This is a genomic window from Mucilaginibacter sp. SG564 (genome assembly GCF_013149275.1).
In the GTDB taxonomy this organism is placed as follows: Bacteria; Bacteroidota; Bacteroidia; order Sphingobacteriales; family Sphingobacteriaceae; genus Mucilaginibacter.
In genome coordinates, this window is record NZ_JABGNA010000007.1 from 57020 (window position 1) to 74950 (window position 17931).

A 17931-nucleotide genomic window follows, 5' to 3' on the forward strand; every position below is an offset into this window, starting at 1 on the left:
CTCTCATTTAATCGATAACATCTTTTTGCACTACTGACATAGGGCTGTCATGTGGCTCGGTTTTCTTTGTTTCATGAAACAAACCATTCCATCATCAAAAAAAGAGCTACCGTTGCTTTCTTTTAAAACCTCCGCACAATGGGAAAAATGGCTGGACAAGAACTATGAAAATACAGATGGCATCTGGCTGAAGATATTCAAAAAGGACTCGGGCATAAAATCCATTAATTACGCGATGGCCTTAGATGTGGCTCTTTGCTTTGGATGGATAGATGGGATTAAAAAGAAATTGGATGAGGTATCCTTTATTCAAAAATTCACACCCAGAAGGGCCAGAAGTACTTGGTCCTACCGGAACACGGAGCACATCCAAAGGTTAACCACCAGTGGAAAAATGCGCCCTCCGGGTATTGCACAGGTAGATATGGCCAAAGCTGATGGTCGCTGGGAAAAAGCTTACGCTCCGCAACAGGAGGCGATCATTCCGGAGGATTTTATGAAAGAGTTAAACAATAATACAAAAGCCAGGGCCTTTTTTGATACGCTTAACAAAACCAACCTTTTTATTATATACTACCATTTGCATCAGGCAAAAACACCCGAAACAAGAGAAAAGAGAATTCAACGGTTTATAACCAAGCTGGAACAGAGAGAAATGTTGGTTTGATGAGCCTTAGCCGCTTTATACAGGGGCAATCGAAGCCTACTCTTTTAGCCAAAATTGTCATTTCGAACAGAGAGAGAAATCTTATAAAATTGTCAAGGCATTATGCAGAAGATTTCTCTCTCCATTCGAAATAACATCGTTTTACGCTTAATAAATTTATGATATAATCATCTCCGCCACACCCCTTCCGCTGGTCAAAGCAGCTTCTACGGTACCCATGGCGGTGCCTTCATAAAGATATTCGCCGGCAAAAAACAGGGTGTCATCAATTGGTGTGTTTAACGTGTTACGACAGACAAGCGCGTTAACCGTATCATAAGCATATGAGCCCAGGGTAAATGGTTTGGCTGTCCAGTTTACCACTTTCCATGCTTTAAGTCTTTGCTGTAATTCCTCCACACTCAGGCGGAAAATATTGGCAAGCGACTGCAAGGCCTGCACCAGTATTTCTTCATCCGTCTTTTCTTTTTTGGCTTCGGCATCCGGTCCTCCTATCCAGCCGGTAAATATGTTGGATCGCTCCGGAAATTGCGTCCACCAGGTAGGTATTTCTTCCTGCGAAAGCAGATAGCCCATATTGTCGAGGCTCCGGCCAATGCGTACTTCGGTTTCTTCACTGTACCAGAAAGCCTCGTCAAATTCCAATAATATTTTGATCACCGAACCAAAACCCATCCCCTGTATAGCTTCGGCGTGCGCTTTAAGCGGCGGATGAAAAGCTATTCCGCCTGTTTGGCCTTCACCAGCTTTCAAAACACCAAGCGGTACAGCCAACACTATTTGTTGGGCGTGGTAAGCTGTACCGTCAGCTGTAATGGCACTTACCTTCCCGGGGCTCCAATAAATATCCTTTACTATGGCGTTCAGAAATATTTGACCGTTATTGGATTTGCATTCACCAGCCAGGTAATTCAGTAAAGTCACGTACCCTCCTGCTACCCGGTGCTGCGCGCTGTCATCTTCGCTTTGCCACTCCTTCCGCAAGGCAAAGCTGCTGGCTTTCTGTGGGTCGGCGGTATCATAGCCTGATACAAATTGCCTCACCGAGGTACGCATCCGCGCATATTCATCATCAGGAAACTCTTTCAGCATAAACTCTTCAATACTGACGTCCTGCTGCAGGCTGTTCAATTTGTCGATCAGCAAATCCCAATGCTCAATAAATGATTCATTTTCTACAAAGGCACCCTCATCATATTGTACCATCTCTGCCGAAGCAGAACGATAAGGTATACCCGCCTCGTTCAATAAGCCTATGGTAACCGGCAGATCTCCATGTACAAACTCGGCCCCTAGTTCTGTATATTCTCCGGTTGTAGCATCATATTGTGTGTGGATGCGCCCCCCGATGCGGTTATCTGCCTCCAGTACTATTACCTTTTTACCCGTGTTGGCTAGTTCGCTAGCAGCCATTAGTCCGGCGGCACCGGCGCCTACGATCAGTATATCAGCAGTGTTCATATTTTATAAACAAAGTTAGGTTTTGTATTGATGGCGGCAACGTATCGCCATGGTCAAAACAAAACATGACAAAAGCCATACAACAGGCCTAAAAAATCGCGGATTGTAACTAAAGTCACCCATTTCATATTTCTATTACTTTTACCAACAAACATTCATCATTTAACTTATTTGAATTATGTCAGACAGTGTACAACTAATACCAGGTAATTCCCTGATAACCGAAACACCTGAAGAAGGTAGGGCATTAGCCATTAAAATGTCGCGTCTTATAATTAAGATCACCCAGCCGGATGCGGCGGTACGCGAAAGATTACGCCCAATTTACGCCGAAGATGCTGCTATGCTTATTGCTATAGGTCAAACCGTAGCTATTGAATTTGCCACCATTGCTGCCGCGAATAATTATTGGAAAAAATAAGCACACACCGTTACAACAAGGTAAATTTGCTGCAGATAATGAACTGCAGCAAAAATGGATGAATTTGAAACCAATCTGATAAGCCAATGTCTGGCCGAATTTGGAAAAGATTTGCTCGGCGAACTGATCAGCTTTGGTAAACTTAAATCATTTGAGCCGGATGAATATGTGGTAAGGCAGGGTCAGTTGGTTCGAAATTTGCCCATATTGATCAATGGAACGGTAAAAGTTTACAGCGAGGAGGATGGCTTGCCCTTCCTCCTGTATTACATCAACCCGGGCTCTACCTGTATTTTTAGCTTCGCCCATCTGTTTAATGAAAAAGAAGTGAGTTTTTCGGGTATTACGGAGGAGCGGTCGCTCCTTTTACTGGTTCCTATTTATAAAGCCCGCGAATGGTTGCTCAAATATCCGGCATTCAGCGAGATGATCCTGCATGAATATCAGAAACATTATAACGACCTGCTGGAAACCACCAAACAAGTAATTTGCTATAATCTTGAAGACCGTCTGTTGCAATATTTGAAAACAAAAGTAGCTATAAATAAATCAACCGAGCTGGTGATCACCCATCAGCACATAGCCGCCGATCTGGCCACCTCAAGGGAAGTGATTTCCCGCTTGTTAAAGAAGATGGAGAAAGATCAGAAGATCACACAATCACCTCGTAAAATTAAACTGATTGTATAAATAAGGTGGAGCAAGGATGCCGGTACCAATTTAAGTTTGGCTTATGACTTAATCGCCACAGTTAGTTCAATGCATTAAATAAAAAAGCGCTCCGTATCTCACCCCGGAGCGCTACTCAATGTTCCTACAAACACTGATCAACTAAACTCAGATCTCTACAATCTAAGATTTTTATAGCCAGGCCAACAATAGCAACCGAACCTGTGATGTTTCTTATTCCGTTAAGAACAGTAACCTATCACAACAACTTCGGTCAGCACATTGCTTCCGGCTCGCAAATAGTCCTGATACCATCAGGCCCGCTTTTACTTTAATGTTTTGATATAACAGATGTAGGAAAAAAGGTGCATTACCCAGATTTAAACTCAGCGTAAATTTGCCATTAGTCTTGGTAAAGTGCTTGTAATTGTACCTTTGATAAGTACATACAAATCTGTTCCGGGTAGTGTAAGGAAAAACCAGGGAATCTTTCCTTTTAAGAGTAAATTTTTAAACATGAGATTGAGATTTAGTTGATTAATATCTTTGATTTAAGATTTATGTAGATAAACAAAATTTTAAGTTTGTAATAGGACCATTAATATAAGGATGAATTGCTTATCCGGTACGGAAAACCTAATCGTGTCCCTTTTAAAGTAGCGACATTTAAATTTTGAAGATTGAAAAATTACAGAGTGTAAAGGTTTAATCATATGATCTTCCCGTGATAAATTTTAAACTTATTCCCCGATATCATCCGCTTCTGCTCCTCCTTTTGGGTTGAGCACATTTAAAACTAAAATGTTATAATACTATTAAATTCAGTGTAATTTCTGCTTCTTCAGAAATTTATATTGGCTTCTCAACTAATTTAAAGAGAGTGTATTGTTTACACAAGTAAGAAATGAAGATTTACAAATTAATTATTAGTAAATCATTATAGCAGTTAAACATAGCATTTTGAGGATGTTTTATTAATAAATTACTAACAAAACATTCATTATTATAAAAATGTAACAATGTAAAATTGTTACTGTTAACTATAATAAAACCTAAAAAATCCACAACACCTCATAATAATCCCCAAGTAATACCAAAAGGATCATATTTTTTATTGTTTTCGGGTTGTATTTTTTTCAATTAGCAACTCATTATTAAGTGTCAAAATGCCACACTAAAACATTAATAATGTCATTGCAACATTTAAATAATTATAAAAACCTGCATTAAAAGCATTTATATAAATATATATCCTTTATTTAATTGTTAATTTAACATTTATAAATGCCGGTATATTATTCTCCCTCCTTCTATAAAACTAGAAAGAGCAGCGATATTATAATATCGCTGCTCTTTCTAAATTACCAGGATCAACACCTTCTACTTATCCCACTGTACCGAAGCTGTATGGGTATCGCTGGAGTTTGTACCTATCTGGATAATGAATTTACCCGGCTCCCAATCGTACTTAAGCTGACTGTTATAAAACTTAAGCTCCTCTGGCCTAACCGTAAATGATACCTCTTTTTGCTCACCTGGCTGCAGGCTTATCTTTCTAAAATCCTTCAGTTCTTTTATCGACCGGCTGATGCTGGCTACCGGGTCGCTGATATAAAGCTGAACCACTTCTTCGCCCGCATATTTACCAGTATTGGTTACTGTGACGGTTGCTGTAAGGCTCTCATTGCCTTTGAGCGTTGTTTTGCTGAGTTTAACATCGCTGTATCCAAAAGTGGTATAGCTTAAACCATAACCAAACGGATAAAGCGGATCATTGGAAATATCCAGATAGTTTGATTTGAATTTTGACGGCCCGCTGGTATATGGCCTTCCGGTGTTTTTGTGATTATAATAAATAGGTATCTGTCCTACACTGCGCGGGAAAGTAGCCGTAATTTTGCCAGCCGGATTATAATCACCAAACAATACATCAGCTACAGCATTACCAGCCTCAGTTCCGGGGGCCCAAACATCTAATATAGCGCTGGCATGTTTGTCCTCCCAGGTTAAAGTAAGCGGACGGCCATTAAATAATACGATAACCAATGGCTTACCCAATTTGGCCAACTCTTTCAACATGTTTTTCTGACTTTCTGGAATATCGATATCTGAGCGGCTTGATGATTCGCCCGACATGCTTTGTGATTCACCAACCACAGCCACGATCACGTCCGATTTTTTAGCCGCATCAACTGCTTCTTTCAGCAATTCATCGGCTGGTTTAGGATCGACAGCTACCATCTGTTGGCCAAAAAAGTTTAGCCTTTGTATAAATAAGCTGTCCTCAGTAATATTGGCACCTTTCGCGTAATTAATAGTAACCCCATCACCTACTACATTTTTAATACCCTGCATTACGCTGATTGATTTTTGCCAATCACCGGCAACTACCCAGGTGCCCAACATATCACGCTGATTGTTAGCTAATGGGCCTACTAATGCAATGGAACCTGTTTTCTTTAATGGCAAAATCTGATTGCTGTTTTTTAACAACACAAATGAATGTTTAGTGATATTGCGTGCCTCGGCGCGGTTTTCGGTTGTTAGCACATCCTTAGCTTCACGGCTTGCATCAATTGATTTATAAGGATTATCAAATAATCCCAGTTTGTATTTAGCTTCCAGCACACGGCGGCAAGCCAGGTCAATTTCCTGTTGGGTTACCTTACCCGCAGTTAATGATTTTTTAAGTGTAGTTAAAAAGCCTTCGCCTACCATATCCATATCCAAACCAGCTTTCAGAGCCAGGGCCGATACCGTTTGCAGATCGCCTAATCCATGCGCTGTCATTTCATTAACAGCGGTGTAATCCGATACTACGAAGCCCTTAAAACCCCATTGTTTGCGCAATACATCAGTTAACAGCCACTGATTGCCGGTAGCTGGTACCCCATCAACAGTATTAAAAGAGCTCATAAAGCTACCTGCACCTGCATCAACAGCCGCCTTATATGGAGGCAGATAATCCTGGTACATTTTAATACGGCTCATATCTACAGTATTGTATTCACGGCCAGCCTCGGCGCCGCCATATAAGGCAAAGTGTTTTACGCAAGCCATCACTGCATCGGCATTTTTCATGCTGCTGCCCTGATAACCTTGTACCATGGCCTTAGCTACCTGCGAACCATACCATGGATCTTCGCCCGAACCCTCTGAAATGCGACCCCAGCGCGCATCGCGCGCTATATCAACCATCGGCGAGTACACCCAATTCAAACCTTCGGCGGTAGCTTCTTTAGCCGCGATCTGTGCGGATCGTTTGATCAGGCTCATATCCCAGGATGCTGACAATCCCAGCGGAATAGGAAAAATAGTACGGTGACCGTGGATCACATCCAATCCAAAAATAAGCGGGATGTGTAACCTGGAATTCTTTACCGCCAGGTCCTGAATCTGTTTCACCTGATCGGCTCCCCAAATACCAAACACACCGCCAATGGCGCCATTTTTTATCTTTTCCTCAACCCCCTTATTTACTACAGACCCTGTAGTTGCCGCGCCAATAGTTACCAGGTTAAGTTGCCCTATTTTTTCATCAAGAGTCATCTTACTCAGTAAACCATTAACGTAAGTATTCATTTTGGCATCCTCGGTTTTGCTTTGGGCCGATGCTTTATAAAAAGGGAGCACTGCCACAAAACAAAGCGGAATGACCTTGTTGGCGATTCGGGTTGAAAAACACTTTTTCATTTTTTTAATTTAGATATAATAGAATTGGATAAACAAATATGAACAAAATAAAAGCCATGTAACTGAATATTAATTACTTCTTTTAATTGAAAGTTACTGGTTAAAATTGGTTGCAATAAAACAAAAACAATGGTGTATAAAGTACACAATTGTAATTATTATAATTAAATAATCAAACTTTATTTGTACAATAGCGAAAATGTTAACTAAAGAACAACTTATTGAATACAGCGAAGACGCGCGTAAAAATTATCTCGATCATATTTCTATCGATTGCGTTGTTTTTGGTTTTCATGAAGGGCAAATGAAGGTATTGCTGCTGCTGCCTCATGATGAAAATAAATGGCTTTTGCCAGGCGGTTTTGTACAAAAACAGGAACCTATTGAAATGGCCGCCAACCGTATATTGAAAGAACGTACCGGTCTTGATAAAATATTTTTGCAACAATTTCACATCTTTGGAGATCCTGATCGCGCGAAATTCCATCATGATCTGTACAAAGAAACTGTACCCGATGAACAAAACTGGTTTGCGAAACGTTTCCTATCTATAGGCTATTACGCCCTGGTTGATTTTTTTGGCGTTGTTCCCCAACCAGATCAGTTTTCTGAAACCTGTACCTGGCGCGACCTGGATGATATGCCTGAATTTTTGCTTGACCATGAGCTGATATTCAAAACAGCGTTAGAAACCCTCCGCGTACAACTCAGTTACCAGCCTATAGGCTACAATCTGATGCCCAGGGAGTTTACCATGCCTGAATTGCAAAAGTTATATGAAACCATACTGGATAAAAAGCTGGACCGACGCAACTTTCAGCGCCGTATATTGGGTTTTGGAATCCTGAACCGGGCCGAACAGCCCCGAAAAGGGGGGGCTCACAAAGCTCCGTACCTATACTCCTTTGATCTGGAAAAATATCAAAACGCCTTAACCGAAGGTTTTAAAGGCGGATGGTAGTTTTTTAAGTCGGACGTCTTAGGCTCTAAGTCTTAAGTCAGAAAAACAAAGGCTTTGACCTCCCGATTTTGGACTTAAGACTCGGTTATATACTCCAGTTTTACCTGTATATGCAAGTCTTCGTGCATTTTGGCAAACTGCCGGGGATTACGCGTAAAGTCGGGATCGGTATCCATATACATATTGATAATTTTTACTTCCTCCGGGTGTTTATCCGTACCTATATTATAGGTAAGTCCATCGCCACTTTCCAGCCTTTGTTTTAATTCCAGGTATTGTTTCCCTGTTATCATGATCATTTTTTCTGCGGTCATTGGTTTATTTATATGGGGTATAATAACGGTATTTATCCGTAAAACTTAAATATGTTAAAATCACTTATTTACCCGGCATGCATTGCTGCCTGTTCAGTTTATTATATTTACCTTCAAATATAACTGATATAATTTCGCTTAATGCTTAACCTCAAAAAATTACTCGCCATAGCATGGTTATCTGGTGGTACCATCGCTTACGCCCAGGTCACATTGCCCATAGCCGCGAATCTGCAAAATACTTACACCAAAGGCACACGTACGCAAACGGGAGCTCCCGGCAAAAACTATTGGCAAAATACAGCCAACTACAACATTAAAGTAAACTTTAACCCCAAAAACCTCAATATTACCGGCACTGTAGCTATTGACTATATCAACAACAGCCCGGATACACTTAACACCATTCTATTTAAGCTATATCCTAATTTATATAAAAAAGGCGCTATTCGCGATATGCCAATTGCAGCACAGGATCTGACCGATGGGGTAAATATCAAATCGATCAGCGTTAACAATCAATTAAAAGACAGCTCCAAATACCATATAGAGGGTACCAACATGATGCTGAACACCCCTTTATCACCCGGGCAAAAGGCCCATTTTGATATCGAGTACAACTATACACTCAATAAAACATCACATATACGTACCGGAAAGGTTGATACCGGTGCTTTCTTCGTAGCTTATTTTTTTCCACGAATAGCCGTTTATGACGACATCGATGGATGGAACGAACTCCCGTACCTGGGCTCGCAGGAATTTTACAACGATTTTTGCCATTTCAATGCCGAGATTACCGTACCCGGCAATTACCAGGTTTGGGCCACCGGAGACCTAAAAAATCCCGAACAGGTATATAACCCCAAATATGTAAAGCTGATAAACCAGGCCGGCATCAGCGATAAGGTAACCGATATTATTACCCAGGCCGATATCCAGGCTGCCGATGTTACTAAAAATAACCCCACCAATACCTGGAAATTTGAAGCTGACAGTGTAACCGACCTTGTTTTTGCCACAAGCAACCATTACATCTGGAAAGCATCAAGTTTGGTGGTTGATCCCAAAAACAATCGCCGCACCCGTGTTGATGCAGTTTTTAACCCCAATCATAAGGACTATTTCGAGGTAATTAACTACGCCCGCAAAACCGTGGAAACCATGAGTTACCAGTTTCCGAAGTGGCCATACCCCTATCCTCATGAAACCGTATTTGACGGGCTCGACCAAATGGAATACCCCATGATGGTGAATGATAACCCAGTAGAAAACACCGCCGACGCCATTGAACTCACCGACCACGAAATATTTCATACCATGTTCCCTTTTTACATGGGTACCAACGAAACCAAGTATGGCTGGATGGATGAAGGCTGGGCTACCATTGGCGAATGGCTTATCAGCCCGGTTATAGACCACTCTATTGTTGACTTTTACGGCATTGCAGCCACCGAAAACGCAGCCGGGAATGAACAGGATGTACCTATCATGACCCTTACCCCCCAGCTTATCGGCGTAGCCAAATTTATTGACAGCTATCCCAAACCTGCCCTTGGCTACCTTTATGTGAAAGATATGCTGGGCGACGAGTTATTTACAAAGGCCCTGCACTACTACATCAGCCAATGGCATGGCAAGCATCCTATGCCTTATGATTTTTTTAATTGCATCAATACAGGCTCGGGCGTAAACCTCAATTGGTTCTGGAAAAGCTGGTTTTTTGATAACGGGCAGCCCAATCTGGCCATCAGCAGGGTAAGTCATCAGCTGCAAAAATATAATGTGACTATTACCAGCATAGGCACCAAACCCATACCTGTAAATCTTACTGTATATTATAATGATGGCAGTATGCAATTGGTGCATCAAAGCATTGCCTGTTGGGCCAAAGGCAACAAAACTACCAGTGTTGCCTTTGTAGCTAAAAAACCGGTCAAACAATTGGTGTTAGGTACTACCTATGATCCGGATACTGATAAAAAAGACAACACCTGGAAACCATGATCAAAAACTTTTTAAACCTTAAATTTTAACACTTTTTTGATCAAAAGGGTAAAAAAGCGAGCGAAATTTCACCCCAAACCATCGATTTTAACACTTTTTAACAAATTCCAACTCCATTTTGAGGGGCTTTTAAAAATTTAAAAAGTATTAAATAATTAACTATCAAATAACTATATGCAAAACAGTTGATTTTTCTCCTCTGTTTGGCTTAACGCAACAGCCCGGAACGTTTATTAAAAAACGGCCGGGCTGTTACATTTATAAATATACAAAAATCTCCCCACACATTAGGTGACAACGGTTGATAACAGAAAGAGTATGTTTTAAAATCTCAGCGCTTAGCATCCCCATTCTAACCATTAATTTAAACAGCTACAGCAAACTTTTCCTAAGCGTAAGAGCTTAATTTGGCTCAAAAACAACTCAAAGCAATAAAAACCTTACAACAAACAGAAGTTTATAAATTCAAACTACTGATTATCAATACATTAAACAATTTTATTTTTTGTATCTAATTTTTTACAAATTCATCATTTCTTAATAAGAGAGTTGCATTTTGCGCAAAAAAAATCATGAACAAAAACTTTCCCCTAAAGTTTATTCTATTGGCATTGCTATTGCCCATTTTTTCGTGTAAAAAAAGTGATGTACCCCGAAAAACTGTTGAAGTTGGCACACCCGGTCAAACTACACCTGACAGTGTCATTGTAAAGCCCGATTCCGCGGTTTCCATTAACTTATCTGTTAATACCACCGGCCCGGTTGTACCCAATGACTTCTTAGGATTTAGTTTCGAAAAGCTGATATTAACAGACACCACTTATTTTAATGTTTCCAATACTTCTTTTATTAACCTGTTCAAAAACTTAGGTCCCGGGTTAATCAGAATCGGAGGAGCCACGGTAGATAAGATTGCCTGGACAAACAGCAAGAGAAATTCATCAACCCAGGATTTTGTATTTACCAACGATGTTGACCGGTTTACGAAATTTAGCCAGGCCACCGGTTGGAATACTATCTGGGGCCTTAATTTTAATGAGGCGCAATTTAACAATGACGCCCAGGAAACGGCTTACGTAAAAGCAAAGCTGGGAACATCATTAAGCAGCATTGCTATCGGGAACGAGCCGGAATATTTTCCGTTAAATGGTTTAAGGTCTAAAACCTATAACTATAACACATTTATTGATGAGTATAGTTCATTTGCAAACCGTTTAGAAAGCAATGTGCCGGGTATTATTTTTTCGGGCCCCGAAACAAATGAACCTGGCTGGGGGAAACCCTTTTTAAAGGACAGAGCCGGTAAAATCAATCTTTTCTCGTTGCATTATTACCGCATGGGCCCTGCCGGCAACCCCAGTGTTACCATGAAAAAATTAATGATATTTGATACCTGGCTCAAGGATATCATAGAATATTTAAAGCCGGGAGTTATTGCTGATAACATACCTTTTCGCTTTACAGAATGTAATTCTGTATATCATGGCGGCCAAGATGGTATCAGTAACGCTTTTGGTTCATCAATATGGGGTACCGAATTCTTATTCTATTTAGCTCAGCAAGGTATTGCAGGGGTTAATTTTCATACGGGAGGCGGAAGCCAATATGTTTACTCACCTATTAACACCGTTAATAATAAAAATGTAGCCAGGCCGCTGTATTATGCCATGTTACTTTTTCAGCAGGCGCAGATTAAACAATTTCTGAAAACCGACTTTCCAAATACAGAAAATATGGACGCGTACAGCTTTATTCGTAAAGATGGTAAAAATGCAATGGTTGTGATCAATAAAGATGAGACGAAAGATATTGACCTTTTTGTTAATAGTAAAAGTGCCGTAAAAACCACTACCACCTACCTGTTAAATGCACCTTCGTTATCAAGTAAGTCTGGAATAAACATCAACGGTGCATCTGTAGATGATGATGGTACATTTAAAGTGACTGGCGTTGTTACCAATAACTCATTTGGAACTTCAAGTAAAGTGGTTAACATGAAGATCCGGGCAGCAAGCGCCGCTTTAATTATATTTAACTAAGATTTTTAAAACTTCTGTAAATGAAATAGCCAACAGGTCAAATAAATAAATTAGTATTTATTTATTTGACCTGTTTAAGAGAATACGATGATCCTGTTAAAAATCGTAAACCGTTACCCCTATTCCCTTATTTATAAGTACATCGAAAATTATAGGCTCTATCTTATCCCAAGTACCGCCGGCCAAACCACAGCCAATCCGGGGCATATGTACAGTAGTATCGTTTTCAGATGCAAATTCGGCTACTTTTTGAAGGCACTCCCGGATAGCCTCATAACGGATAGGCGGGTTGCCATTTTCGTCCTTATAAACCTTATGTTGCCCTATCATATTGGCCACCCATATATCCAGCTCAACCTGTACCAGTTGTACCTGGCCCAGCGCAAAACCCTGCTGTGATTTATACCATTCGCGGTATTGTTTTTCGGGCCCCGGCCAGCGTTTGGATATAGCCATTACAAAGCCCTTACCCCAGCCGCCAATATCATTACAAACATGTACTATTATCTTGTTCGCATCCCCAACGGGTTTTGTGGCATCACCTTTTAAATAATTAATATCCATGTTTAAAAATAATGTGCAAGATAAAACATCTTTGTTTGAGCGCCCAACACCTGGCACATCAATTTTAGAAAATCCCTCTTCATACCACGTTCGTGATGACAAACGTTCTTTTACTTATTTTACTTCATTTCTAAAATTAAACTCCTTTAAATTGCAGATTTTACTTGCCCGTCAGATAAATTTTATGCACTTTTATAAAAATTAGTATGTATATACATAATGACATATTAATTCCGTTATAAATCAATAAACCAATTATAAAATATTAAATGATGGACTTCTTAAACGCTGTATGGCATCAATTCACAGGCTTTTTTGGCTTTAATCATTTACTGCAGATCCTCAAATCGGGCGATTATGATAAACTGCTTACCTATGAAGGATTTACCGCTTTATTGGTGCCTATTATGCCCTTTTTATTGGTGATTGAGATTATCAGGGCGGCATTTTACAAACGTTTTAAAGTGATCAGCTACAAGCTCACTTTTTTCTCCTACGTGTTCAACGCCTTTATTGGCCGGGTAATATCTATTGCCATGGTAGGTATTTGCATTGGCTTGTTTGAAAAGTATGCCATATTTAAACTCACATTTACCTGGTACTGGTTTATTTACGGCTACGTTGTGTGGGAGTTCGGCCATTTTTTATACCATTATTTCGGGCACAAAGTAAGGCTGTTCTGGTGCCTGCACTCTACCCACCATGCTCCGGAAAGCATGAACCTTTCGGTAAGTTACGCCCACTTCTTTCTGGAAGGGCCTTATGCCGATTTTATCCGCACTACCACCTGCATTTTACTGGGTGTGCCACCTGCAATGTTATTTGTGATCATGTTTATTGATGGCTTTTGGGGCGGCATGATCCATATTGGCGAAAATTTGGTACATGATGGTCGCCTGGGTTTCCTTAATAATATCATCCTAACCCCATCGCACCACCGCGTGCACCACGCCCGTAATCCGTTGTATATGGATACCAATTTTTGCAACCTGCTCAACATTTGGGATAAGGTTTTTGGCACTTACCAGGTAGAGGATCGTAACATCCCTATCGAATACGGCATTAGCAGACCGATGATCAAAAACAGCTTCCTGGATGCTTATTTTGGCGAGATAGTGGCCCTGGCCAAGGATGTATATCGGGCACCGGGCATCAAAAACAAATTCCTGTATATGGTGATGCCACCGGGATGGAGCCATACCGGCGACCATAAAATGACCACTGTGGTAAAAAAGAAATATTTTGAAGAGTTGCAACAACAGCAACCCAGTTCTGTAAGTGATACCGATAAGACCGGTACTCAAAGCAACGAGCCAGTGCTGTCATAAAAGCCCCGCTTGGATTTGCCTTTTTATTAAAATAGCCTTACTTTCATTACCCATAATGAGTGATCCTATATTTAAATTGAACGGCAGGGTTTGGATAGAAACCGGGGATGAAAAGATTCTTGGGCACGGTCGTGTGGAATTGCTTGAACGCATCAAGGCTTCAGGCTCCATCAGGCAGGCAGCCCTGCAAATGAAAATGTCGTACAAACAAGCCTGGGACCTGGTAAACCATATGAACGAACACTTTGGTCAACCACTGGTCATATCGCATCGGGGCGGCAAAGGTGGCGGCAATGCTGTGGTAACAGAACATGGCTTAAAAGTTATCGACCATTTCCATCAGTTGCAGCAAAAACTACAGGCATTTTTAACCACAAATTCCATAAATCTAAGCCTCTAGTTACCTGAAGTATCATTCAGGCAATAAAACGCCTGATTTCCCTTTCAAAAATCAGCTAAAATTGCCATTTTGCGTTATGTTTTATTTTATATAATGAATTATTCATGAAAAAACCTTTACCCTGTTTAATTACTCTTTTAATTTCCTTCATCACATTTCATTTTGCAGCAAATGCCCAGGACAGGGACACGTCCAAACACATTTTTCAGCTTGGACAAGTTAATATCATCGGCACAAAAGATAGTTTACGATCTGATAAGCTCAGCTCGGGTACCATTAACCGGTATAACCGCTTAACTGTATCCAGCGCCTTAAATCTGCTTCCCGGTGTAACCTTGACAGCCGTTGGCCCCAGGAACGAATCGGCGGTGAGTATCCGTGGGTTCGATGTTCGTTCTGTTCCTATCTACCTGGATGGCGTTCCGCTATATGTACCTTATGATGGTTATGTAGATCTGGCCAGGTTTAACACCTTCAATTTATCCGAAATCCAGGTTGCCAAAGGCTATTCTTCGGTTCTGTACGGCCCCAATGCCGAGGGTGGTGCCATCAACCTTATCAGTCGCAAACCGGTAAAACCATTTGAGTTAAACGCCATTGCCGGCCGGTTAAGCGGAGGCTATAGGTTAAATACCAATATAGGCTCCAACCTGGGTAAGGTTTATTATGAGATCTCGGCATCACAGTTAAAACGGAACTGGTACCCATTATCACATGATTTTGCACCTACTAAAAATGAAGACGGTGGCCATCGCGATAACTCGTATAACAATGACATCGCCGTAAGCGGTAAAGTTGGCTTTACCCCTACCACCAACCAGGAATATGCCGTGGGCTACAGCTATCAGCATGGCACCAAAGGCACCCCGGTTTATGCTGGTGACGATGCCGCGAACGCCTTGTTTAAAAGTCCAAGGTATTGGAAATGGCCAAACTGGGATACGCAGAGCCTTTACCTCATCAGCAATAACCGCATCAACAGTACCAACGTAATTAAAACCCGCTGGTATTATGACCAGTTTAAAAACAACCTGCAAAGTTTTGACAATGCATCGTACAGCACCCAAACCAAGCCTTACGCATTTACCAGCATTTACAATGATTACACGTTGGGCAGTAGTATCATGTTTGAGAACACTTCGTTAAAAGACAATAGCTTTAGCGTGGCCGGTCATTTTAAACAGGACGTGCACCGCGAGCATAATGTAGGCGAACCTGTTCGTCGCGACGCGGATAATAACTTTACTATTGGTGCCGAGGATACTTACCATATCACATCGGCCTTAAAAGCCAACGCCGGTGTAAGCTATATGAACAGGCATAGCATTGATGCCCAGCAATATACCAACAATGTAGTGAGCCAGTTGCCTGCCAACAGTAACAGCGCCTGGAATTTGCAAGGTTTGTTGCAGTATGATATTGACAGTACTAATGCCGTTACGTTTTCGGTGGCCCGCAAAACACGTTTCGCTACCATTAAGGACAGGTATTCCTACAAATTCGGCACTTTTATCCCTAACCCCGATCTGAAAGCCGAGAACGCTTTAAATTACGACCTGAGCTATCATACCCTGCTTGTAGGTAAACTATCGGTACAGGCATCATTATTTTATAGCAAAATCGGCAATCTGATACAAACGGTGAACAATGTGCAGGTTGATCCTAAAACGGGCACCAACCTATCGCAGGTGCAAAACGTAGGCCGTGCGGAATATTATGGCGCCGAGCTGGCTATCGGTTACCCTATTGCCGACCAAGTGCGGATAGATGCTAATTACACTTACCTGAAACGCAAAAACCTCTCGAGCCCATCTATTTACCTGACTGATGTACCGCAAAACAAAGTGTTTGGCTCAATACAATATTCGCCTATCAAAAAACTGTATGTAATGGCATCGGAAGAGTATAACTCCAAAAGATACAGCACCAGTTACGGCACGATTTCCGGCGAGTTTGCGCTTACCAACGTAAAAGCACACTTAACACTGGTTAAAGGATTTTCGATAGAAGGTGGTGCAAACAACCTTTTCGATAAAAATTATACCCTGGTAGAAGGTTTCCCGGAAGCCGGGCGCAATTATTTTGCGAATGTGATATTTAGTTATTGATAAGTCTTCTTAGTTCCCCTCTTGAGAGGGGGCGCGAAAGCATAGCGCGGTAGCAGGGGTGTGTTTCTTTGTGCAGATGACACACCCCTCCGCCCCTCTTAAGAGGGGAATCGCACGAGGCCATTATTTAAGTAAATTTGTTCATGAACCAACCCAAACATAACCCGTTTTCACACAGGCAGCCACTTAAAAAAGGCCGGGTTATGCTTTTGCTATTGATCTTCATTATCCTATCCGCCTGGTGTTATATAGATGGTGGCGTCGAAACCGGCCCGTACAACCTGGTTTATCCGGCCAACTTTGGCAACCGCATCCAGATCCCGGCGGATAACCCAACCACTAAACAAGGGGTTTACCTGGGGCGGATGCTTTTTTATGAAACTAAACTTTCGGCTAATAACAAACTCTCCTGCGGCAGCTGCCATGAGCAAAATAAAGCTTTTACCGATGGACGGGCATTTAGTCCGGGAGTGGATGGCGTGCTTACGCCGCGCAATTCCATGTCGCTGGTAAATTTGCTTTGGGGGCGTAAATTTTTCTGGGATGGCCGGGCCAATGGTCTGGAAGAACAGGCTGTTACCCCGTTGACCAGTACACATGAAATGGGGCAATCCTTAAATGTTTCGGCACAAAAGCTCGCTACAACGGCCAATTATCCCGCTTTGTTTAAACTGGTTTATGGAGATAACCAAATCACCAGCGACAGGATAGTAAGAGCGATATCACAATTTGAACGTACACTAATATCAGCTAATTCACGTTATGACCAGTACTTACGCGGTGCTTACCAACCTACACCCGATGAGTTAAAAGGAATAGAATTATTTAATACAGCGCCCCAGCCCGAAAAAGGTATCCGCGGAGCCAATTGTACTCATTGCCACGGTGGACCAAAAACATATATGGAATTGTTTCATAATAAAGGGCTGGATAGTATGTCCAAAGACTCCGGTATGGAGAAACTGACCGGACTGTCGGCTGACCGTGGTCGTTTTAAAGTACCCACCTTGCGTAATATAGCCCTCACCGCGCCTTATATGCACGACGGCAGGTTTAAAATACTGAAAGAAGTAATTGATCATTACAGCGACCACATCGAGCAATCGCCCGCATTAAGCGCATTCTTGCGCGGGGAATCCAACGAAGCTGGAGGCAGGAGTTTGAAACTACAGCCAGTAGAGAAAAAACAGTTGATCGCTTTTTTGAACATGTTTACCGATTCGGCATTTATCACCAATCCCGCATTTTCCGATCCGCATTTACTCCACACCAAAAACAAAAAACAGTAAATTTATACCC

15 protein-coding genes are annotated in these 17931 nt (G+C 41.5%); 11 read left to right on the forward strand and 4 right to left on the reverse strand.

The genetic code is table 11. From position 1 onward, the window contains the following. Positions 1-73 precede the first annotated feature (73 nt). Complete coding sequence (locus FHW89_RS16800) at positions 74-667, forward strand: YdeI family protein (RefSeq protein WP_172336222.1); 594 nt, start codon at positions 74-76, stop codon at positions 665-667. Positions 668-823: 156 nt separating this feature from the next. On the opposite strand, the gene FHW89_RS16805 is transcribed toward FHW89_RS16800, so the two are convergent. Beyond that, on the reverse strand, positions 824-2128 hold the full coding sequence (locus FHW89_RS16805; RefSeq protein ID WP_172336223.1) for an NAD(P)/FAD-dependent oxidoreductase: 1305 nt from the start codon (positions 2126-2128) through the stop codon (positions 824-826). Positions 2129-2306: 178 nt separating this feature from the next. Between FHW89_RS16805 and FHW89_RS16810 the strand changes: the two genes are divergently transcribed. Continuing rightward, a complete protein-coding gene (locus FHW89_RS16810) occupies positions 2307-2549 on the forward strand; it encodes a hexameric tyrosine-coordinated heme protein (RefSeq protein WP_172336224.1) in 243 nt (80 codons plus the stop codon). Positions 2550-2603: 54 nt separating this feature from the next. Further along, positions 2604-3239, forward strand: coding sequence for a Crp/Fnr family transcriptional regulator (locus tag FHW89_RS16815; RefSeq protein WP_172336225.1), 636 nt, complete (start codon positions 2604-2606; stop codon positions 3237-3239). Positions 3240-4598: 1359 nt separating this feature from the next. On the opposite strand, the gene bglX is transcribed toward FHW89_RS16815, so the two are convergent. Beyond that, positions 4599-6911: a beta-glucosidase BglX gene (gene bglX, locus FHW89_RS16820; RefSeq protein ID WP_172336226.1), complete on the reverse strand. Its 2313-nt coding sequence runs from the start codon at positions 6909-6911 to the stop codon at positions 4599-4601. Positions 6912-7110: 199 nt separating this feature from the next. On the opposite strand from bglX, the gene FHW89_RS16825 reads away from it, so the two are divergent. Further along, a complete protein-coding gene (locus FHW89_RS16825; protein WP_172336227.1) occupies positions 7111-7872 on the forward strand; it encodes an NUDIX domain-containing protein in 762 nt (253 codons plus the stop codon). Between the two features lie 74 nt (positions 7873-7946). Here the strand turns inward: FHW89_RS16825 and FHW89_RS16830 are convergent, their stop codons facing one another. Continuing rightward, positions 7947-8186 carry a hypothetical protein gene (locus FHW89_RS16830; protein WP_172336228.1) on the reverse strand — a complete coding sequence of 80 codons (240 nt, stop codon included), beginning with the start codon at positions 8184-8186 and terminating at the stop codon, positions 7947-7949. A 141-nt stretch (positions 8187-8327) separates the two neighbouring features. Here FHW89_RS16830 and FHW89_RS16835 point away from each other — a divergent pair, with 141 nt between their 5' ends. Beyond that, positions 8328-10193 carry a M1 family metallopeptidase gene (locus FHW89_RS16835; RefSeq protein WP_172336229.1) on the forward strand — a complete coding sequence of 622 codons (1866 nt, stop codon included), beginning with the start codon at positions 8328-8330 and terminating at the stop codon, positions 10191-10193. Positions 10194-10765: 572 nt separating this feature from the next. Continuing rightward, on the forward strand, positions 10766-12232 hold the full coding sequence (locus FHW89_RS16840) for a hypothetical protein (protein ID WP_172336230.1): 1467 nt from the start codon (positions 10766-10768) through the stop codon (positions 12230-12232). A gap of 96 nt (positions 12233-12328) precedes the next feature. Here FHW89_RS16840 and FHW89_RS16845 read toward each other — a convergent pair whose 3' ends face one another. Beyond that, the gene (locus tag FHW89_RS16845; protein ID WP_172336231.1) at positions 12329-12796 is read right to left on the reverse strand and encodes a macro domain-containing protein; all 468 of its coding nucleotides are present in this window, start codon (positions 12794-12796) and stop codon (positions 12329-12331) included. Between FHW89_RS16845 and FHW89_RS16850 the strand changes: the two genes are divergently transcribed. The 5 genes from FHW89_RS16850 to FHW89_RS16870 all read left to right on the forward strand — a co-directional run bounded on the left by FHW89_RS16850 (position 12795) and on the right by FHW89_RS16870 (position 17921). Then, positions 12795-13001 (forward strand): hypothetical protein, encoded by a 207-nt coding sequence (locus FHW89_RS16850; RefSeq protein ID WP_172336232.1) that lies wholly within the window; start codon positions 12795-12797, stop codon positions 12999-13001. The two genes, FHW89_RS16845 and FHW89_RS16850, sit on opposite strands and share 2 nt — an antisense overlap. A gap of 64 nt (positions 13002-13065) precedes the next feature. Continuing rightward, positions 13066-14124: a sterol desaturase family protein gene (locus FHW89_RS16855; RefSeq protein WP_216650600.1), complete on the forward strand. Its 1059-nt coding sequence runs from the start codon at positions 13066-13068 to the stop codon at positions 14122-14124. A gap of 55 nt (positions 14125-14179) precedes the next feature. After that, the gene (locus FHW89_RS16860) at positions 14180-14524 is read left to right on the forward strand and encodes a winged helix-turn-helix domain-containing protein (RefSeq protein ID WP_172336233.1); all 345 of its coding nucleotides are present in this window, start codon (positions 14180-14182) and stop codon (positions 14522-14524) included. Positions 14525-14628: 104 nt separating this feature from the next. Next, positions 14629-16632: a TonB-dependent siderophore receptor gene (locus tag FHW89_RS16865; protein ID WP_172336234.1), complete on the forward strand. Its 2004-nt coding sequence runs from the start codon at positions 14629-14631 to the stop codon at positions 16630-16632. A gap of 143 nt (positions 16633-16775) precedes the next feature. Continuing rightward, on the forward strand, positions 16776-17921 hold the full coding sequence (locus tag FHW89_RS16870) for a cytochrome-c peroxidase (protein WP_216650601.1): 1146 nt from the start codon (positions 16776-16778) through the stop codon (positions 17919-17921). The last annotated feature ends 10 nt before the right edge of the window (positions 17922-17931 follow it).

Coding starts and splice junctions, on each gene's coding strand:
- FHW89_RS16800 (WP_172336222.1), top strand. CDS start 74: ATGAAACAAACCATTCCATCATCAAAAAAAGAGCTACCGTTGCTTTCT.
- FHW89_RS16805 (WP_172336223.1), bottom strand. CDS start 2,128: ATGAACACTGCTGATATACTGATCGTAGGCGCCGGTGCCGCCGGACTA.
- FHW89_RS16810 (WP_172336224.1), top strand. CDS start 2,307: ATGTCAGACAGTGTACAACTAATACCAGGTAATTCCCTGATAACCGAA.
- FHW89_RS16815 (WP_172336225.1), top strand. CDS start 2,604: ATGGATGAATTTGAAACCAATCTGATAAGCCAATGTCTGGCCGAATTT.
- bglX (WP_172336226.1), bottom strand. CDS start 6,911: ATGAAAAAGTGTTTTTCAACCCGAATCGCCAACAAGGTCATTCCGCTT.
- FHW89_RS16825 (WP_172336227.1), top strand. CDS start 7,111: ATGTTAACTAAAGAACAACTTATTGAATACAGCGAAGACGCGCGTAAA.
- FHW89_RS16830 (WP_172336228.1), bottom strand. CDS start 8,186: ATGACCGCAGAAAAAATGATCATGATAACAGGGAAACAATACCTGGAA.
- FHW89_RS16835 (WP_172336229.1), top strand. CDS start 8,328: ATGCTTAACCTCAAAAAATTACTCGCCATAGCATGGTTATCTGGTGGT.
- FHW89_RS16840 (WP_172336230.1), top strand. CDS start 10,766: ATGAACAAAAACTTTCCCCTAAAGTTTATTCTATTGGCATTGCTATTG.
- FHW89_RS16850 (WP_172336232.1), top strand. CDS start 12,795: ATGTTTAAAAATAATGTGCAAGATAAAACATCTTTGTTTGAGCGCCCA.
- FHW89_RS16845 (WP_172336231.1), bottom strand. CDS start 12,796: ATGGATATTAATTATTTAAAAGGTGATGCCACAAAACCCGTTGGGGAT.
- FHW89_RS16855 (WP_216650600.1), top strand. CDS start 13,066: ATGATGGACTTCTTAAACGCTGTATGGCATCAATTCACAGGCTTTTTT.
- FHW89_RS16860 (WP_172336233.1), top strand. CDS start 14,180: ATGAGTGATCCTATATTTAAATTGAACGGCAGGGTTTGGATAGAAACC.
- FHW89_RS16865 (WP_172336234.1), top strand. CDS start 14,629: ATGAAAAAACCTTTACCCTGTTTAATTACTCTTTTAATTTCCTTCATC.
- FHW89_RS16870 (WP_216650601.1), top strand. CDS start 16,776: ATGAACCAACCCAAACATAACCCGTTTTCACACAGGCAGCCACTTAAA.